Annotated in this window: 14 protein-coding genes; 8 read left to right on the forward strand and 6 right to left on the reverse strand. The window is 62.0% G+C overall.

Annotated features, from left to right (window positions below; translation table 11 throughout):
- Nucleotides 1-1,176 carry a rhamnan synthesis F family protein gene (locus AQUI_RS29205; protein ID WP_027257174.1) on the forward strand — a complete coding sequence of 392 codons (1,176 nt, stop codon included), beginning with the start codon at nucleotides 1-3 and terminating at the stop codon, nucleotides 1,174-1,176.
- A 59-nt stretch (nucleotides 1,177-1,235) separates the two neighbouring features.
- On the opposite strand, the gene AQUI_RS0108695 is transcribed toward AQUI_RS29205, so the two are convergent.
- Nucleotides 1,236-1,889 carry a peroxiredoxin gene (locus AQUI_RS0108695; protein ID WP_027257175.1) on the reverse strand — a complete coding sequence of 218 codons (654 nt, stop codon included), beginning with the start codon at nucleotides 1,887-1,889 and terminating at the stop codon, nucleotides 1,236-1,238.
- A gap of 288 nt (nucleotides 1,890-2,177) precedes the next feature.
- On the opposite strand from AQUI_RS0108695, the gene AQUI_RS0108700 reads away from it, so the two are divergent.
- Nucleotides 2,178-3,617: an aldehyde dehydrogenase family protein gene (locus tag AQUI_RS0108700; protein WP_027257176.1), complete on the forward strand. Its 1,440-nt coding sequence runs from the start codon at nucleotides 2,178-2,180 to the stop codon at nucleotides 3,615-3,617.
- A gap of 178 nt (nucleotides 3,618-3,795) precedes the next feature.
- On the opposite strand, the gene AQUI_RS0108705 is transcribed toward AQUI_RS0108700, so the two are convergent.
- Both AQUI_RS0108705 and AQUI_RS0108710 read right to left on the reverse strand, forming a co-directional pair.
- Nucleotides 3,796-4,092, reverse strand: coding sequence for an AzlD family protein (locus AQUI_RS0108705; RefSeq protein WP_245596894.1), 297 nt, complete (start codon nucleotides 4,090-4,092; stop codon nucleotides 3,796-3,798).
- Nucleotides 4,082-4,795 carry an AzlC family ABC transporter permease gene (locus AQUI_RS0108710; protein WP_051371855.1) on the reverse strand — a complete coding sequence of 238 codons (714 nt, stop codon included), beginning with the start codon at nucleotides 4,793-4,795 and terminating at the stop codon, nucleotides 4,082-4,084. Before AQUI_RS0108710 ends, AQUI_RS0108705 begins: the two co-directional genes overlap by 11 nt.
- A 113-nt stretch (nucleotides 4,796-4,908) precedes the next feature.
- Here AQUI_RS0108710 and AQUI_RS0108715 point away from each other — a divergent pair, with 113 nt between their 5' ends.
- Nucleotides 4,909-5,457 (forward strand): helix-turn-helix domain-containing protein, encoded by a 549-nt coding sequence (locus AQUI_RS0108715; protein ID WP_027257179.1) that lies wholly within the window; start codon nucleotides 4,909-4,911, stop codon nucleotides 5,455-5,457.
- Nucleotides 5,458-5,465: 8 nt separating this feature from the next.
- On the opposite strand, the gene AQUI_RS0108720 is transcribed toward AQUI_RS0108715, so the two are convergent.
- Complete coding sequence (locus AQUI_RS0108720) at nucleotides 5,466-6,119, reverse strand: RluA family pseudouridine synthase (protein WP_027257180.1); 654 nt, start codon at nucleotides 6,117-6,119, stop codon at nucleotides 5,466-5,468.
- Nucleotides 6,120-6,283: 164 nt separating this feature from the next.
- Between AQUI_RS0108720 and truB the strand changes: the two genes are divergently transcribed.
- From truB to rpsO, 4 genes are all read left to right on the forward strand, one after another.
- Nucleotides 6,284-7,195: a tRNA pseudouridine(55) synthase TruB gene (gene truB, locus AQUI_RS0108725; protein ID WP_027257181.1), complete on the forward strand. Its 912-nt coding sequence runs from the start codon at nucleotides 6,284-6,286 to the stop codon at nucleotides 7,193-7,195.
- A gap of 355 nt (nucleotides 7,196-7,550) precedes the next feature.
- Entirely contained in the window at nucleotides 7,551-8,063 is a 513-nt protein-coding gene (locus tag AQUI_RS0108730) for a DUF1643 domain-containing protein (RefSeq protein WP_027257182.1), read from the forward strand.
- 109 nt (nucleotides 8,064-8,172) lie between these two features.
- Nucleotides 8,173-9,156, forward strand: coding sequence for a calcium-binding protein (locus AQUI_RS0108735; RefSeq protein ID WP_027257183.1), 984 nt, complete (start codon nucleotides 8,173-8,175; stop codon nucleotides 9,154-9,156).
- Between the two features lie 160 nt (nucleotides 9,157-9,316).
- Nucleotides 9,317-9,586: a 30S ribosomal protein S15 gene (gene rpsO, locus AQUI_RS0108740; protein WP_027257184.1), complete on the forward strand. Its 270-nt coding sequence runs from the start codon at nucleotides 9,317-9,319 to the stop codon at nucleotides 9,584-9,586.
- A 173-nt stretch (nucleotides 9,587-9,759) separates the two neighbouring features.
- Here rpsO and AQUI_RS0108745 read toward each other — a convergent pair whose 3' ends face one another.
- Together AQUI_RS0108745 and deoC are read right to left on the reverse strand one after the other, a co-directional pair.
- Nucleotides 9,760-12,096: an aldehyde dehydrogenase family protein gene (locus tag AQUI_RS0108745; protein WP_027257185.1), complete on the reverse strand. Its 2,337-nt coding sequence runs from the start codon at nucleotides 12,094-12,096 to the stop codon at nucleotides 9,760-9,762.
- Nucleotides 12,097-12,107: 11 nt separating this feature from the next.
- The gene (gene deoC, locus AQUI_RS0108750; protein WP_027257186.1) at nucleotides 12,108-13,097 is read right to left on the reverse strand and encodes a deoxyribose-phosphate aldolase; all 990 of its coding nucleotides are present in this window, start codon (nucleotides 13,095-13,097) and stop codon (nucleotides 12,108-12,110) included.
- A 246-nt stretch (nucleotides 13,098-13,343) separates the two neighbouring features.
- Here deoC and mutL point away from each other — a divergent pair, with 246 nt between their 5' ends.
- Nucleotides 13,344-15,272, forward strand: a complete 1,929-nt coding sequence (mutL, locus tag AQUI_RS0108755; RefSeq protein WP_027257187.1) for a DNA mismatch repair endonuclease MutL — start codon at nucleotides 13,344-13,346, stop codon at nucleotides 15,270-15,272.
- Nucleotides 15,273-15,278: the final 6 nt, after the last annotated feature.

A 15,278-nucleotide genomic window follows, 5' to 3' on the forward strand; every position in this document is an offset into this window, starting at 1 on the left:
ATGAAACGGCCCCCGCTTTGGAAAATCACCCGCGAGCTGCAACGCCCGTTGCAGCAGATCACCCAGCTGCCCAGCCGCCTCGGCTCGCTGCTGCTGGGGCGCTGGTGTTACGACGCGTTCCTGGCGCGCAAGATTCGCTGCACCGAGGGCGCTATACCGCCCGGGCCGCAGCCTGCGGTCTATCTGATCTTTCCCAGTCAGGGCCTGCAAGCCTCGCATTTCATCGCTCTGCGCTATCTGATCGACAGCGGCTATGCCCCGGTTGTGGTCTCCAACGTCCCGCTTAGCGGTGCCGACCGGCAGCGGCTGAGCGAGGTCTGCTGGCTGTGCATGGAACGGCCCAATTTCGGGTATGACTTTGGCGGCTACCGCGACGGGTTGCTGACGGCGCACGCGCGGCTGGAACAGATTGACCGGCTGGTGCTGCTGAATGATTCCTCCTGGTTTCCGCTGCCAGGGGCAGGCGACTGGCTGACGGAAGCACAGGCGCTGAATGCGGACTTCGCGGCTGCCGCCTGCAACTACGGCCATCCGCGGGTGGAGGCAGAGAACTTCCGCAGCATCAATTGGGGGTATTCTACCGCCAGCCGCAATTTCCAGTACTGTTCTTATGCGCTGATGCTGTCAGGGCGGCTGATGGAGGACCCGGGGTTCATCAGGTTCTGGAAGCGTTTCCCGCTGACCAACAACAAGAAATTCATCGTCCGCCGCGGTGAAACCGGCCTCACCCAATGGGTTCTGGCACATGGGTTTTCGCATGGTGCCGTGCTGAAGACTGCAGATTTGGATCAGCGGCTGGCGCAATTGCCACGGGACAGGATCCGGCGCATCGCCGAAGAAACTGTCATCTTCGGCCGCCCCAGCCTGGCGGCGCTGAAGGCCCGGCTGCTGTCAAACGACGACGCCCCAACGGAAGATTACCTGTCTTTCATCCTGACCGCTGTTGCCACACAAGGTGTCAGTTATACGCTGCCCGCCTACCTGCATGCCGAGGCGGGGTTTGCATTCCTCAAGAAATCGTCCTGCTGGCTGACCCGGGACGGGTCGGATATCACTCTGCGTTTTGCAGCCGGGCTGACAGGCGAGGCTGGTCAAGCCTTTGCCGCAGAGGCGCGCCAACTGCGTCAAAGCCGGGCGCCGGACTTTCCACCGGCACCGAACGGGTTTCAGCCATAAAACAAAAAAGAACAAGCCGCCCGAAGGCGGCTTGCGAACATTGCGATGGCGAACGCGGGTTACTCCGGTGCCTTGGTCTTGCGCAGATAGGGGAAGATGGTCTCGAACTCGCCGAACTTCGCCTTGGCGTCCTCGTTTGATACGGTAGGCGGAATGATCACATCCTCGCCGGGCACCCAGTTCGCCGGGGTGGCAACGCCCTTGCCCAGCGACATTTGAAGGCCGTCCAGCGCCCGCAGGATCTCGGCAAAGTTGCGGCCCACGGTCATCGGATAAGTCATCGACAGTTTCAGCTGCTTGTCCGGGCCTATGATGAACACCGACCGCACGGTGGCGCTGTCCGCCGGGGTGCGGCCATCGGGCAAATACGCTTCGGCAGGCAGCATGTCGAAGGCTTTGGAAACCGCCAGCCCGTCATCAGCGATGATCGGGAAGCCCGGCACGGCCTTGCCGTATTCCTCGATGTCCTTTTTCCATTTCTTATGGTCCTCAACACCGTCAACCGAAACGCCAAGGACCTTGGTGTTGCGCTTGCTCCATTCCTCGCTCAGCTGCGCCACGGCGGAAAACTCGGTGGTGCAGACCGGGGTGAAATCCTTGGGGTGCGAGAACAGGATCGCCCAGCTGTCACCGATCCAGTCATGGAAGGTGATGGTGCCCTGATCCGTTTCCGCAGTAAAATCGGGGACAGTGTCGTTAATGCGCAAACCCATGGCGGTATCTCCTTGTCATATGAATTTTGAGTCGTCTTGACTGCAACCTAAGTAGTCTAGCGCAACGATACAGCCCCCGTACCGGGAAACCACGAAAAATTGCCGCAAGCCCCCACGGCGAAGAATTGCAACCGTTCCAAGGGGCCATTGACAGTGTCCGCGATAATTTGATCAAATTACGCGGCGATGCCTTTGCCCCGCCCTTGCCCCCATGCCGGAGCAGTGACACAGTGGCCGCGAAACCGGCAAGGCGGTAACCGGAATACCTCTGACTTGGGAGATCCCGACATGATCGAGAAACGCGAATTTTACATCAACGGCCAGTGGGCCGCTCCTGCTGCTTCAAACGATTTCGAAGTGGTAAACCCCTCGACCGAAGAACCCTGTGCAGTAATCTCGCTGGGGTCCGAGGCTGATACCAACGCCGCCGTTGCCGCGGCCAAGGCCGCACTGCCTGGCTGGATGAATACCCCGGTGGAAGAGCGCATTGCGCTGGTTGAGAAGCTGGTGGATGTCTATGAGGCCCGCGCCGAAGATCTGGCCCAGGCGATGTCGCTGGAAATGGGCGCACCGATCGACATGGCGCGCACGTCGCAGGCCGGAGCGGGAAGCTGGCACCTGCGCAACTTCATCACCGCGGCCAAGGAGTTTCCCTTTGACGGGCCGCTGAACGACCGCAGCCCGAACGACCGCATCATCCACGAAGCGGTGGGCGTCTGCGCCTTGATCACGCCGTGGAACTGGCCGATGAATCAGGTGACGCTCAAGGTTGGCGCAGCGGCGGTTGCCGGGTGCACCATGGTTCTGAAGCCTTCAGAGCAAAGCCCGCTGAACGCAATGATCTTTGCCGAGCTGATGGATGAGGCCGGCTTCCCGGCAGGTGTCTTCAACTTAGTGAACGGCGACGGCCCGGGTGTTGGCTCGCAGCTCACCACCCATCCGGATGTGGACATGATCTCCTTCACCGGCTCCACCCGCGCAGGGATCGCGATTACCCAGGCTGCGGCTCCGACCCTGAAAAAGGTGGATCTGGAGCTGGGCGGCAAAGGCGCCAATGTGATTTTTGAAGATGCCGACGAGAAGGCGGTGAAGCGCGGCGTGCTGCACATGATGCAAAACACCGGTCAAAGCTGCAACGCGCCCAGCCGGATGCTGGTGCAGAACAGCATCTATGACCGCGTGGTTGCCGAGGCGGCGGAAGTGGCTGCGAAGGTCGAGGTCGGCCCGGCCAGCCAGGAAGGCCGTCACATCGGTCCGGTGGTGAACGAGATGCAGTGGACCAAGATCCAGGACCTGATCCAGCAAGGCATCGATGAAGGCGCCAAGCTGATTGCCGGCGGCACTGGACGTCCGGACGGTTTGAACAAGGGTTACTATGTAAAGCCCACGGTCTTTGCCGATGTGAACAACCAGATGACCATCGCGCGCGAAGAAATCTTTGGCCCGGTTCTGTCGATCATTCCCTTCGAGAATGAGGAAGACGCGATCGGGATCGCCAACGACACGCCCTATGGGCTGACCAACTATGTGCAGACCCAGGATGGCGCCCGCGCCAACCGCATGGCTCGCGCGCTGCGCTCCGGCATGGTCGAGATGAACGGCAAGTCGCGCTCGGCCGGTTCGCCCTTCGGCGGCATGAAACAGTCCGGTAAAGGCCGTGAAGGCGGTAAATGGGGCATCGAGGACTTCCTGGAAGTGAAGGCCGTCGGCGGCTGGGTGGCCGAATAAATCCGCAGCCTTAGAAGTCATGGAAAGCCGCCTGTCCGGGCGGCTTTCCTGTTTGCGGGGTTGAATTTGGGACACCGGCAGTGCTCCCGCGTCTTCATTCCACCCGGCTGCGCCGGGCAGTCCTCAGCCTTGGGCGTGGCCCGTGCTGTGCACGGGCAGGGGGCCTGCGCGGGGTTGGTCAGAAATAGGCTCTAAGCAGGTAGATCGCTGCTATTCCGGCAGCCATAGTCAGGGGCAGGCTGCGCGTGGCAAGTGCCACTGCCAGGGCCACCGTTCCGGCGGCCCATTCCTGCGGGCCGCCCCGCATCAGGAGGTAGGTGACCAGCGACAGGATCAGGCAGCCCGGCAGCGCCTGCAGGCCGCGCGCCCAAGGACCGTGATCCGGCAGCCGTTGGCCCAGCAGATAACCGGACAGCCGCACCGCAAAAGTAGCCGCTGCCAGCCCGAGAATCAGGATCCATGTTTCAGTCATCATTCAGCACTCCGGCAAGGACCGCTCCGCCCAGACCGCCCAGGATCAGTGTCCAGGTGGGATCCATCGGCGTTAAGAGACCTGCCAGCAATACGATGGCCACAGAACCGGCCCAGGGCAAAAGCATGGTTGAACCGTTCCACAGCGACCGGAGAATGGCGATGAAAGCTGCGGTGAAAGCAAAATCCATACCCAGGGCCTTGGGTTCAGGCACAGTGCTGGCAAAACTCGCGCCTGCCACTGTGGACAGCACCCAGACTGCAATCAGCCCGATTCCGCCGCCAATCAAATACCAGTAACCGGCTTGATGGCCACGGGCGCGCATCGCGTGCATCAGGGCCCAATTTTCGTCCGTGGCCAGATGCACACCTAGCAGCACTTGCCACCAGGGCCGTCCGGAATACTCATCCCGGAGCGAGGCCGTGATCAGAAGCAGCCGCAGGTTCAGTGCCAGCCCGGCCAGGATGGCTGCACCCGCGCCGGTGCCGGCAGCCAGCCGCTCCACTGCGATGATCTGCGAAGATCCGGCAAAGACGATGGTGCCCATTACTCCGGTCTGCAGCCCATCCATGCTTGCCTGTGCTGCGAGCAGGCCGAAAGCCAGCCCATAGACAGCAACGCCGGCAGCCAATGGCAGGATATCCCGCAGTCCGGAGGTCAGCTGGCTGAAGGCGGGGGGCCGGGCAGAGATGTTCTGGATTGCCATTGAGGGCAGTTCCTCTGGAAACGGGGTATGATTTCGCTTAAACCGAACGCAAGTTTTGTATACCGAACGGCACGTTCGTTCGTCAAGTCGAACGAGAAGGTGAAATATCGAACATGTCAGCACCTCATCAAATGATTGCTGCCGCCATCCAACGCGAGCGCAGCCGCGCCGGAATGTCGCTGTCGGGGCTGGCCGCACAGGCTGGAATTGCCAAATCAACCCTTTCGCAGCTTGAAGCCGGTAACGGAAATCCCAGCGTAGAGACGCTTTGGGCACTGGCCGCAGCGCTGGACGTTCCGCTGAGCTTGCTGTTTGAGACCGAGGCGCCTGCCACTAGGCTCATCCGCGCAAGTGAGGGGGAGGTGCTGGAGTCGGAGCAGTCAGACTTCGCTGCCGTTCTATTGTCCCGCAGCCCGCCGAATGTGCGCCGGGATGTCTACCGCGTGGTGATGCAGCCGGGCGAAACCCGCCGCGCCGCGCCGCACCCGCGCGGCACAGTGGAACATATGCTGGTCTGTTCCGGACAGATGCGGGCAGGGCTGGAAGGACGGGAGGAGCTGCTGTGGCCGGGTGATTACTACAGCTTTCCCGGCGACCACCCGCATAGCTATGAGGCGACGCGGAGCGGCACATTGTTCCTGATGGTGATGGAGGCGCCCTGACCGGGGCCTCAAAACTCCGGCTTCACCCGGAATTTCAGCGACTCGCCGCTGTCCGGGTGTTTGATCCGCAGCTCCTGGGAATGCAGCATGAGCCTGGGATGCTCCAGTGCTGCACCGCTGGCATAAAGCGGATCGCCCAGGATCGGGTGGCCCAGCGACAGCATATGCACCCGCAGCTGATGCGTGCGCCCGGTCTTCGGTGTCAGCCGCACCCGTGTGACGCCGTCCTCGTACTTCATCACCCGCCATTCGGTGACGGCGGGTTTGCCGGTCTCATTGCAGACCATCTGCTTGGGCCGGTTCGGCCAATCCACGATCAGAGGCAGATCCACTGTGCCGCTGCGCGGCTCCAGCCTGCCAGCCACGCGCGCCACATAGGCCTTTTTCGCCGTGCGCTTTTCAAACTGCATCGAAAGATGCCGCTGCGCATGCGGGGAGAGGCCGAACACCATCACGCCCGACGTATCCCGGTCCAGCCGATGAACCAGCAGCGCCTCGGGGAACACCGCCTGAATGCGGGAGATCAGGCAATCGGCCAGATGCGCGCCGCGCCCAGGCACCGATAACAGCCCGGCAGGCTTGCTTACCGCCAGCAGCTCGGCGTCGTGGTGCAGGATCTCCAGCGGGTCCTGCGGCGGTGTGTATTCGCTTGAAACGGCCATGGCCGCCTGCCTAGCGCCACTGGCAGGCAGGGGCAAGCGCTGGCCGGTTCCGGCCCCCATCGGGTTTCTCTCCAGGCTTTCCTTCGGGACCTGTCATTTGCTAAATTGACACTGTCCCGGCGATCCGGTAACCGGCGCGCCTCACGTACACATGGGGACTAGGCATGGCACGCAAACGCAAAGGGCGCGATATTTCCGGCTGGCTGGTGGTGGACAAGCCTGCGGGGCTGACCAGTACGGCGGTTGTGAACAAGGTGCGCTGGGCGCTGGATGCCAAGAAGGCAGGCCATGCGGGCACCCTGGACCCTGAGGCAACCGGTGTTCTGGCCGTGGCGCTGGGCGAGGCAACCAAGACCGTGCCGTATATTACCGACGCGTTGAAGGCCTATACATTCACTGTACGGCTGGGTGCTGCAACCAATACCGACGATGCCGAGGGCGAGGTGATTGCCGAAAGCGCCGAGCGCCCCACCGACGAGCAGATCAAGGAAGCTCTGCAACCCTTCCTGGGCGAGATCATGCAGGTGCCGCCCAAGTTCTCAGCGGTGAAGATCGACGGTCAGCGTGCCTATAAACTGGCTCGTGACGGCGAAGAGGTGGAGCTTTCTGCCCGCCCGCTGTGGGTCGAAGAACTGATCCTGCTGGACCGTCCTGACGAAGACCATGTGGTGCTGGAGATGACCTGCGGCAAAGGCGGATATGTGCGCTCAATCGCCCGCGATCTGGGTGCGGCCCTGGGGTGCCACGGCCATGTGAAGCAGTTGCGGCGGATCTGGTCCGGTCCCTTTGATGCCGAAGACGGCATTTCGCTGGAGCTGGTGGATGAGCTAGCGAAATCCACTGATCTGGACCGGTATCTGCGGCCTCTGGAAGAAGGGCTTGCCGACCTGCCCGAGCTGAAATGCACCCCGCAGGGTGCGGTGCGCTTGCGCAACGGCAACCCGGGCATGGTGATGGCCGCAGATGTGGAATACGGCGATGAGGCCTGGGCCTCGCTGGACGGACAGGCGGTGGCTGTGGGGATCTACAAGGCTGGTGAATTGCACCCAAGCCGGGTGTTTGTGCAGCCGGAATGATCTGCCTGCAGCCGGTCCAGGCTGCTGAGCTGTCAGCCACAAGGGCAATTTAACAGGTCAGTAGTTTTGACTGAATGTTTCGCGCGCGAAACATTGGGCCAGGATTTCTGACCTATTTCTCTTATGATTGAGTTTGTACGTGTGCCTATCCGCACCTAGGACGAGACCGGCTGCCGCAAAGCCAAATCCTAGCAGCAGCAACAATTCCATGAATAAACTGTCCGAATGAAGTGCGTCACCAACAACTAATACGTATTGTGGCGTCCGAAAATTCACTTAGGGGTGTATTCAGGGTTGATCTTGAAACTTGGGCAGTAAGCTTGGATAGTCAAAAAAGCCCTGCTACAGACGGCTGATGATCACCCGCAGCCACACCAAGGGCGATGCGCCCTCAACCGCCGTCTATTCCGATTGCGAAACCTACCGCTACAGCCTGTCCCGGGTTTGGGATCCTGCCGGGCCGCGGGTGATGTTTGTGATGCTGAACCCGTCAACCGCAACTGAAGTGCAGAACGATCCGACCATTGAACGCTGCGAGCGCCGCGCGCGGGCATTGGGGTTCGGCGGTTTCCGGGCCACCAATATCTTTGCCTGCCGGGTCACCGATCCGCGCGGGATGCGGCAGCTGGAAGAACCAGAAGGCCCAGGCAACATGGCGGCCATTTTGAACGGCATGGATTGGGCTGACATGGTAATCTGCGCCTGGGGCACCCACGGTGAGCATCGCGGGCAAGGGTCCCGGGTTGCCACGGCGCTGCGCGCAACCGGAAAGCCGCTGCACCACCTCGGTCTCAGCAAGGCTGGCCATCCGAAGCATCCGCTTTACATCGCCTACTCCCAGCCACCAGAGCTTTGGCAGCAGCTTTAGCGGGCTCTTCGGTGGTTGTTAACTGATGTTCCTCATTTGTTTTGCATTTACAATCATCGCGTGTAATCGTGAAAGCGGGTTATGAGTATTTATTGAGGTTGAGCGGGCAATGTTGTGGCTGGCAAGTGTTCTGGGCCTTGTTGCGGTGGGCAGCGCGGTCCTGGTTGATACCGAAACCCCGGATGGGGAGGGGACGGCCTTCGGCCCCGATCAGGAGGCTGGCACCGGCGGGGATGGGCTGGATGGAGGGTTTATCGAGCCGGAAGGCAGAACCGTAACCGGTACAGATGAAAATGACGTCATCACGGGAACCGGGGCGGCTGACAGCCTTAGCGGCGGGGATGGCGATGACCAGCTTGGCGGGTACAGCGGTCATGACTGGATAGACGGGGGCCAGGGCAGTGATGTTCTGCGCGGCAATAGCGGCGATGACAGCCTGTCCGGCGGCAAAGGCCAGGACCTGCTGCACGGCGAAGACGGTTCTGACTCGCTGGAAGGAGATGCCGGAGAGGACAGTCTTTTTGGGCATTTCGGGGATGACACGCTTCAGGGCGGCGGCGGTGCGGATCTGCTGCATGGCGGCCAAGGGCAGGACTGGCTGGAGGGCGGTGAAGGCCGGGACACACTGCACGGCAATGACAGCGACGACAGCCTTGCGGGCGGCGGCGGCGGCGACGCGCTGTTTGGCGGTTATGGAAATGATGTGGTGTCCGGTGCCGGGGACGGCACGGATCGGGACTATGTCAATGGCGGTGCCGGTGATGACACACTGATTGCCGGTGCAGGGGATGTGCTGACCGGCGGTGCCGGCGCAGATCAGTTCATGGCAGGCAACTGGACCGGGACCGAGGATGCGGTGCAGCTGATGGATTTTGATTCGGACGAAGACACGCTGGTGCTTGTTTGGGATTTCGAAGACGGTGAAGAGCCTGCCGTGGAGCTGCAGCAAAACCCTGAAGCAGAGGACGAACAGGTTATCCTTGTCGACGGCGAGCCTGCCTTGCGGGTTACCGGAGCCAGCGGGCTGACTGCGGCGGATCTGGTGCTGACCGATCCGGCCTCAGCCGCTGCAACCGGGTTGCTGCCGCAGTAGGCCCGCGCGGTTCCACCGGCTGGCAGTTAATCTTTGCCTTTACCATGGAAACATCATATACGCCCGCATCTGCTGCGATTCTGCAGCGGATTTCTCCATGGGCCTGTGCTGGACGACATCCCGGCCTGAGCCATCCACTCTAACCTTTAAGGAGACCCCGATGTCGATCACTGCAGAAGAAAAAAACCGCCTGATGAAAGAATTCGCAACCAAGGACGGCGACACCGGTTCGCCGGAAGTCCAGGTTGCAATCCTGACCTCGCGCATCAACACCCTGACTGAGCACTTCAAGACCCACAAGAAGGACAACCACGGCCGCCGTGGCCTTCTGAAGATGGTTGCTCAGCGCCGCAAGCTGCTGGATTACACCAAAGGCAAGGACGTGTCCCGTTACCAGGACCTGATCAAGCGCCTGGGTATCCGCCGCTAATCCGCGCTTATCCCGGATTTCTACGCCCGTTCCGAAAGGAGCGGGCGTTTTCTTTTGCTCACAAGCCCTGTCTTGGGCCTGGGACGCCGGCAGGGCCGAATAGAAAACGCCGCCCCGATGGAGCGGCGCTGTATATCTTGATCAGAAGCGGGAAAGCCCTGGGGCCCTGTGCCTTATTCGCCGTAGGGCACCCAGATGTTCTTAATCTCGGTGGCTTCCTGTAGGAACCGTTTGCTGTGGTCCTGCGTCCAGTCGGTGGCGGTACGGTTGTTGACCCAGGTCCGTTTTAGATTGCCCGCCGATGCGGCTTCGATCGCCGCCGACAGATCGGTGGAGGAAAAGCTCCAGACCGCATCCACGTTCAAATGCGAGGCCAGCGGTTTTGCCAGCTCGGCGTGGCTGCCGGTCAGGATGTTGACCACGCCTGCGGGCACGTCTGATGTCTCCAAAACCTGATAAAAATCAGTGGCCGCCAGCGGGAAGGGTTCGGAGGCCGCGAGCACCACCCGGTTGCCCATGGCAATGGCCGGCGCCATTGCCGAGACCAGACCCAGAAGCGGTGCCTCATCGGCGCAAAGCGCGCCAATCACACTGGCGGGTTCCTTCATTGCCAGCGCCACGCCGCGGATCGGTACACCGTGGACCTGGCCGTCGTATTTGTCGGCCCATGCAGCTGCAGTGAACAGGCGCTGGATCGAGGCCTCGATCTCTGCCGCGCCGCTCTTCTTGCCGGTCATTGCATCGATGCGGGCGGCAAACTCCGCGGCTCGGGCTGAGAGGTTCTCGCCAATATAGTATAGGATCTGTGCCCGCAGATGGCCGGTGGTCTTGGACCATTTTCCGGCACTGGCGGCGGCTTCAACTGCGTTGCGGACGTCCTTGCGGTTGGCAAGGCCGACGTGGCCCAGCAGCGCGCCGGACTTGCCATAGACCGCTCGGGAGTAACCGCTGTCGGGGCGGGTCTGCTTGCCGCCGACATACATCTTGGCAGTACGGTCCAGCGGGTCCGCCGGGGCGCCATTGCCCTCAAATGCTTCCACTTTGGTCAGCGGTTTCGCCTTGGCTTTTGACCGGGTGTATGCCGCCAAGCCTTCCCAACCGCCCTCGCGGCCAAAGCCGCTTTCGCGCACGCCGCCAAAACCCGCAGCGGCGTCGAACATGTTGGTACCGTTGATCCAGACAACGCCGGCCGCCAGTTTCGGCGCAACGCCGAGCGCCAGGTTTACGTTCTCGGTCCAAAGCGTCGCAGCAAGGCCGTAGCGGGTATTGTTGGCCAGCTCCACCGCTTCTTCCGGAGTGCGGAAGGTGCAGGAGACCAGCACCGGACCAAAGATCTCTTCCTGCATCAGCGGATCGGCAGGCGACAGGCCTTCAATCAGCGTCGGCGGGTAGAAACAGCCGCCTGCGGGCATCTGCACCTGGGCCTGGTGCATGGTACCTGCCAGGTTGGAGGCGACCATGCTGGAAATAGTGTCCAACTGCACCGGATCGACTACGGCGCCCACGTCGATGCACTTGTCCAACGGGTTGCCGATACGCAAGCCGTCCATTCTGACCTTTAGTTTGGTGTGGAACCGCCCGGCAATGCCTTCCTGCACCAGCAGGCGCGAGCCTGCGCAACAAACCTGGCCCTGGTTGAACCAGATCGCATCGACCAGACCCTCGATAGCTGAATCAATATCAGCATCGTCAAAAACGATGTAAGGGGACTTGCCGCCCAGCTCCAGCGTCAGCGTCTTGCCGCTGCCTGCGGTGGCTTCGCGGATCCGGCGGCCAACAGAGGTGGAGCCGGTGAAGGCAATCTTGTCTACATCCGCTGCAGTGATCATTTCGCCCGCGGCGCCATCGCCAGTGACGATGTTGACAACACCCTTAGGCAGACCCGCCTGATGGCAGATGTCGGCAAACAAAAGCGCTGTGAGCGAGGTGTATTCCGCAGGCTTCAGCACCACCGTGTTGCCCATCGCAATGGCAGGCGCGATCTTCCAGGCCAGCATCAAGAGCGGGAAATTCCACGGTATGATCTGGCCGCAGACGCCCAGGGCTTCGGCGTCCGGCAGTTCGCTTTCCATCAGCTGAGCCATGCCGGCGTGGTAGTAGAAATGCCGCTGGGCCAGCGGGATGTCGATGTCGCGGGATTCGCGGATCGGCTTTCCGTTGTCCAGCGTTTCAAGCACTGCAAACAGGCGCGCGTGTTTCTGCAACAGCCGGGCAATGGCATAGAGGTACGTGGCGCGGCCTGCGCCCCCGAGACCGGCCCAGCTGCCCTGCGCCTTGCGTGCGGCTTCAACCGCAGCATCCACATCCGCCTGCGTGGCCTGAGTCAGCGTCGCCAGCACTTCGCCGGTGGCCGGGTTTTTACTGTCGAATCCATCGCCTGGGACGGTGAATTCGCCATTGATGAAATGGCCAAAGCGGCTGCCCTGATCAACCAGCCAGGCCAGTGCCTCGGCTGCGCTTTCGGGGGCGGGGCCGTATTCCATGGTGTCGAAAATCTCTTTGATGGTCATGTGTTCAGCCCTCAGCCCATGGAATGGCGGTAGCCGGCGGAGTATGCCCCGGTGACATGGTGTTCCAGCTGACGCTCGATATCGCCCAGCAGTGACGAGGCGCCAAAGCGGAACAGATCGGGCTGCAGCCAGCGGTCGCCCAGTTCGTCCTTCATCAGCGCCAGATAGACGAGTGCATCCTTGGCCTTGGAGATACCGCCAGCGGGCTTGTAGCCGACCCGATAGCCGGTGCGGTCGTAATAGTCGCGGATCGCCCGGATCATCACCAGGCTGACAGGCAGGGTGGCGTTGACGCTTTCTTTGCCGGTGGAGGTCTTGATGAAATCGGCCCCTGCCATCATGCAGATCAGCGAGGCGCGCGCCACATTGCGCAAGCTGCCCAGCTCGCCGGTTGCGAGGATCGCCTTCACATGAGCATCCCCGCAGGCCTTGCGAAAGGCTTTCATCTCGTCATACAGCGCCTGCCAGTTGCCGGTCAGCACGTGGCGGCGCGATATCACGATGTCGATTTCCTCAGCGCCTGCCTTGACGCTTTCCTCAATCTCCGCCAGCCGCAGGTGGAAGGGCGACAGGCCGGCCGGGAAGCCGGTGGAAACTGCGGCAACCGGAATGCCGGTGCCTTCCAGCGCTTTGACGGCGGTGGGGATCATGTCGTGATAGACGCAGACCGCCCCGGTGGTGAGGCTCTCCATCCCCAAAGTGCGCAGAACGCCAGGGCTGACCGGCTGGCGGGCCTTGGCGCACAGACGGCGGACACGGCCCTCGGTGTCGTCACCGGAGAGCGTGGTGAGGTCAATGAGGCTGATGGCCTTCAGCAGCCAGGCAGCCTGATGGTCTTTCTTCACGCTGCGGCGGCCCGGCAGGGTGGCGCAGCGGCGTTCGATGGCCGATGTATTGGCCTGCACGGCGGCGACCCAGTCCAGGTCCAGCGCGATGCCCGGATTGCGCGGTTCGGCCAGCTGCGGCAGCTGCGCGCTTCGTTCAGCGATTTGGCTTTCCATTCGGGGAGTCCTCAGCAGAGTTCCGTGCGAAATTCGCACGGGTGCGGCATATTGGCAAGCAAACGCCAAGGGGACGAGCAGGTTTTTTGACTGAATGGACAAAAAATATGTGAAATTGCCGGAATGCACACTCCGTGAACTGGAATGAACGGGGGCATCTGGTAAGAATTCGTCTTTTACGCTTCTTGTGGGCAAGCTCCGCGCATTCCAGTGGCAGAATCGTCCTTACATGCTAAATTTAGCGGTATGAGCAGTGCAGAACCCCATATCAGCGAAAATACGCGCCCGATTATCCGCCAGTTGGATGACAGCGCCATCAACCGGATTGCGGCCGGCGAGGTGGTGGAACGGCCCGCTTCGGCGGTCAAGGAACTGGTGGAAAATGCCATTGACGCTGGCGCTACCCGCATCACGGTGGAGATCGCCGATGGCGGCAAGACCCTGATCCGGGTGACGGATGACGGCTGCGGCATGACACCGGAAGACCTGCCGCTGGCGCTGAGCCGTCATGCGACCTCCAAGATTGACGGTTCCGACCTGCTCAATATCCATACCTTTGGCTTCCGCGGCGAGGCGCTGCCCTCGCTTGGCGCGGTGGGGCGGCTGACGATCACCAGCCGGGCGGAAGGGCATGAAGCGGCGCAAATCCGGGTGTCGGGCGGCAGGCTGGAGCCAGTGAAACCGGCGGCGCTGCGGGCAGGCACCATTGTCGAACTGCGCGATCTGTTTTTTGCCACCCCGGCGCGGCTCAAGTTCATGCGTACGGACCGGGCCGAGAGCCAGGCGATTTCTGACACGGTGAAACGGCTGGCAATGGCGGAGCCTTCGGTTGGCTTCACCTTGCGCGATGTCTCTGGCGGAAAAACGGGCGGCGGCGAGGGGCGGGTGACCTTCCGTGCCGACCCCTTGCCGGGCGATCTGTTCGACGCGCTGCACGGGCGGCTGGCCTCGGTGCTGGGGCGTGAATTTTCCGAAAACGCACTGAAGATCGACGCCACCCGCGAAGGGATCCGGCTTTATGGCTATGCGGCGCTGCCAACCTATTCGCGCGGGGCGGCGGTGGCGCAGTTCTTGTTCGTGAACACGCGCCCGGTGAAGGATAAGATGCTGACCGGCGCGCTCAGGGCGGCCTATTTCGATTTCCTGAGCCGCGACCGGCACCCGGCGGCGGCGCTGTTCATCGATTGCGACCCGCAGCTGGTCGACGTGAATGTGCATCCCGCCAAATCCGAGGTGCGGTTCCGAGATCCCGGATTGGCACGCGGGCTGATCGTGTCTGCCCTGCGCCATGCGCTGGCAGAGGCCGGGCACCGCGCCTCAACCACAGTGGCCGGTGCGACGCTTGGGGCGATGACGCCGGAGCAGCCCACGGCCACCGGCGCGCCGCGGATCTATCAGATGGACCGGCCGTCGCTGGGCGCGCGCAGCAGTGCTTACGCGGCGCAATCCCCCGGTTTGCCGCAGGCGTCTCCCTTGGATGCGCCGCCATCGCCGGGTTTTGCCGAATTGCAGGGAGCCTTCAGCGGGCAGGTCACAGAGGTGCCCGTGGCTCCAATGGCCCCGGGTCAGGCTTCGGATGCGCCCGGGGCCGAAGCCCTGCCGCTGGGTGCGGCACGCGGTCAGGTGCATGAAAACTACATCATCGCCCAGACCCGCGACGGCATGGTCATCGTTGACCAGCACGCCGCCCATGAGCGGCTGGTTTATGAAAAGCTGAAACACCAGATGGCCGAGAACGGCGTCGCCGCACAGGCGCTGCTGATCCCGGAGATTGTCGAGCTCAGCGACAATGACTGTGCTTGCCTCTTGGGCGTGGCGGAGGAGCTGGCAAAGTTCGGCCTTGGCATCGAGCCCTTTGGCGGCAATGCCGTTGCCGTGCGCGAAACCCCGGCGATCCTGGGCGAGGTCAATGCCGAGGCGATGCTCAAGGACATTCTGGATGAGCTGTCGGACCAAGGCGAAAGCCAGCTGGTGCAAGCCAAGATCGAAGCAATCCTGAGCCGGGTAGCTTGCCATGGCTCGATCCGCTCAGGGAGGCGGATGCGGGGCGAGGAGATGAACGCGCTCTTGCGGGAGATGGAGGCAACGCCCCATTCCGGCCAGTGCAACCATGGCCGCCCCACCTATGTGGAACTGAAACTGACAGATATCGAGCGCCTGTTCGGGCGCACCTGAACAAGA

The sequence above is a fragment of the Leisingera aquimarina DSM 24565 genome (assembly GCF_000473165.1).
GTDB classification, from domain to species: domain Bacteria; phylum Pseudomonadota; class Alphaproteobacteria; order Rhodobacterales; family Rhodobacteraceae; genus Leisingera; species Leisingera aquimarina.

Excerpts from the sequence above, each read along its gene's own strand:
- AQUI_RS29205 (WP_027257174.1), top strand. The coding sequence starts at position 1 with ATGAAACGGCCCCCGCTTTGGAAAATCACCCGCGAGCTGCAACGCCCG.
- AQUI_RS0108695 (WP_027257175.1), bottom strand. The coding sequence starts at position 1,889 with ATGGGTTTGCGCATTAACGACACTGTCCCCGATTTTACTGCGGAAACG.
- AQUI_RS0108700 (WP_027257176.1), top strand. The coding sequence starts at position 2,178 with ATGATCGAGAAACGCGAATTTTACATCAACGGCCAGTGGGCCGCTCCT.
- AQUI_RS0108705 (WP_245596894.1), bottom strand. The coding sequence starts at position 4,092 with ATGATGACTGAAACATGGATCCTGATTCTCGGGCTGGCAGCGGCTACT.
- AQUI_RS0108710 (WP_051371855.1), bottom strand. The coding sequence starts at position 4,795 with ATGGCAATCCAGAACATCTCTGCCCGGCCCCCCGCCTTCAGCCAGCTG.
- AQUI_RS0108715 (WP_027257179.1), top strand. The coding sequence starts at position 4,909 with ATGTCAGCACCTCATCAAATGATTGCTGCCGCCATCCAACGCGAGCGC.
- AQUI_RS0108720 (WP_027257180.1), bottom strand. The coding sequence starts at position 6,119 with ATGGCCGTTTCAAGCGAATACACACCGCCGCAGGACCCGCTGGAGATC.
- truB (WP_027257181.1), top strand. The coding sequence starts at position 6,284 with ATGGCACGCAAACGCAAAGGGCGCGATATTTCCGGCTGGCTGGTGGTG.
- AQUI_RS0108730 (WP_027257182.1), top strand. The coding sequence starts at position 7,551 with ATGATCACCCGCAGCCACACCAAGGGCGATGCGCCCTCAACCGCCGTC.
- AQUI_RS0108735 (WP_027257183.1), top strand. The coding sequence starts at position 8,173 with ATGTTGTGGCTGGCAAGTGTTCTGGGCCTTGTTGCGGTGGGCAGCGCG.
- rpsO (WP_027257184.1), top strand. The coding sequence starts at position 9,317 with ATGTCGATCACTGCAGAAGAAAAAAACCGCCTGATGAAAGAATTCGCA.
- AQUI_RS0108745 (WP_027257185.1), bottom strand. The coding sequence starts at position 12,096 with ATGACCATCAAAGAGATTTTCGACACCATGGAATACGGCCCCGCCCCC.
- deoC (WP_027257186.1), bottom strand. The coding sequence starts at position 13,097 with ATGGAAAGCCAAATCGCTGAACGAAGCGCGCAGCTGCCGCAGCTGGCC.
- mutL (WP_027257187.1), top strand. The coding sequence starts at position 13,344 with ATGAGCAGTGCAGAACCCCATATCAGCGAAAATACGCGCCCGATTATC.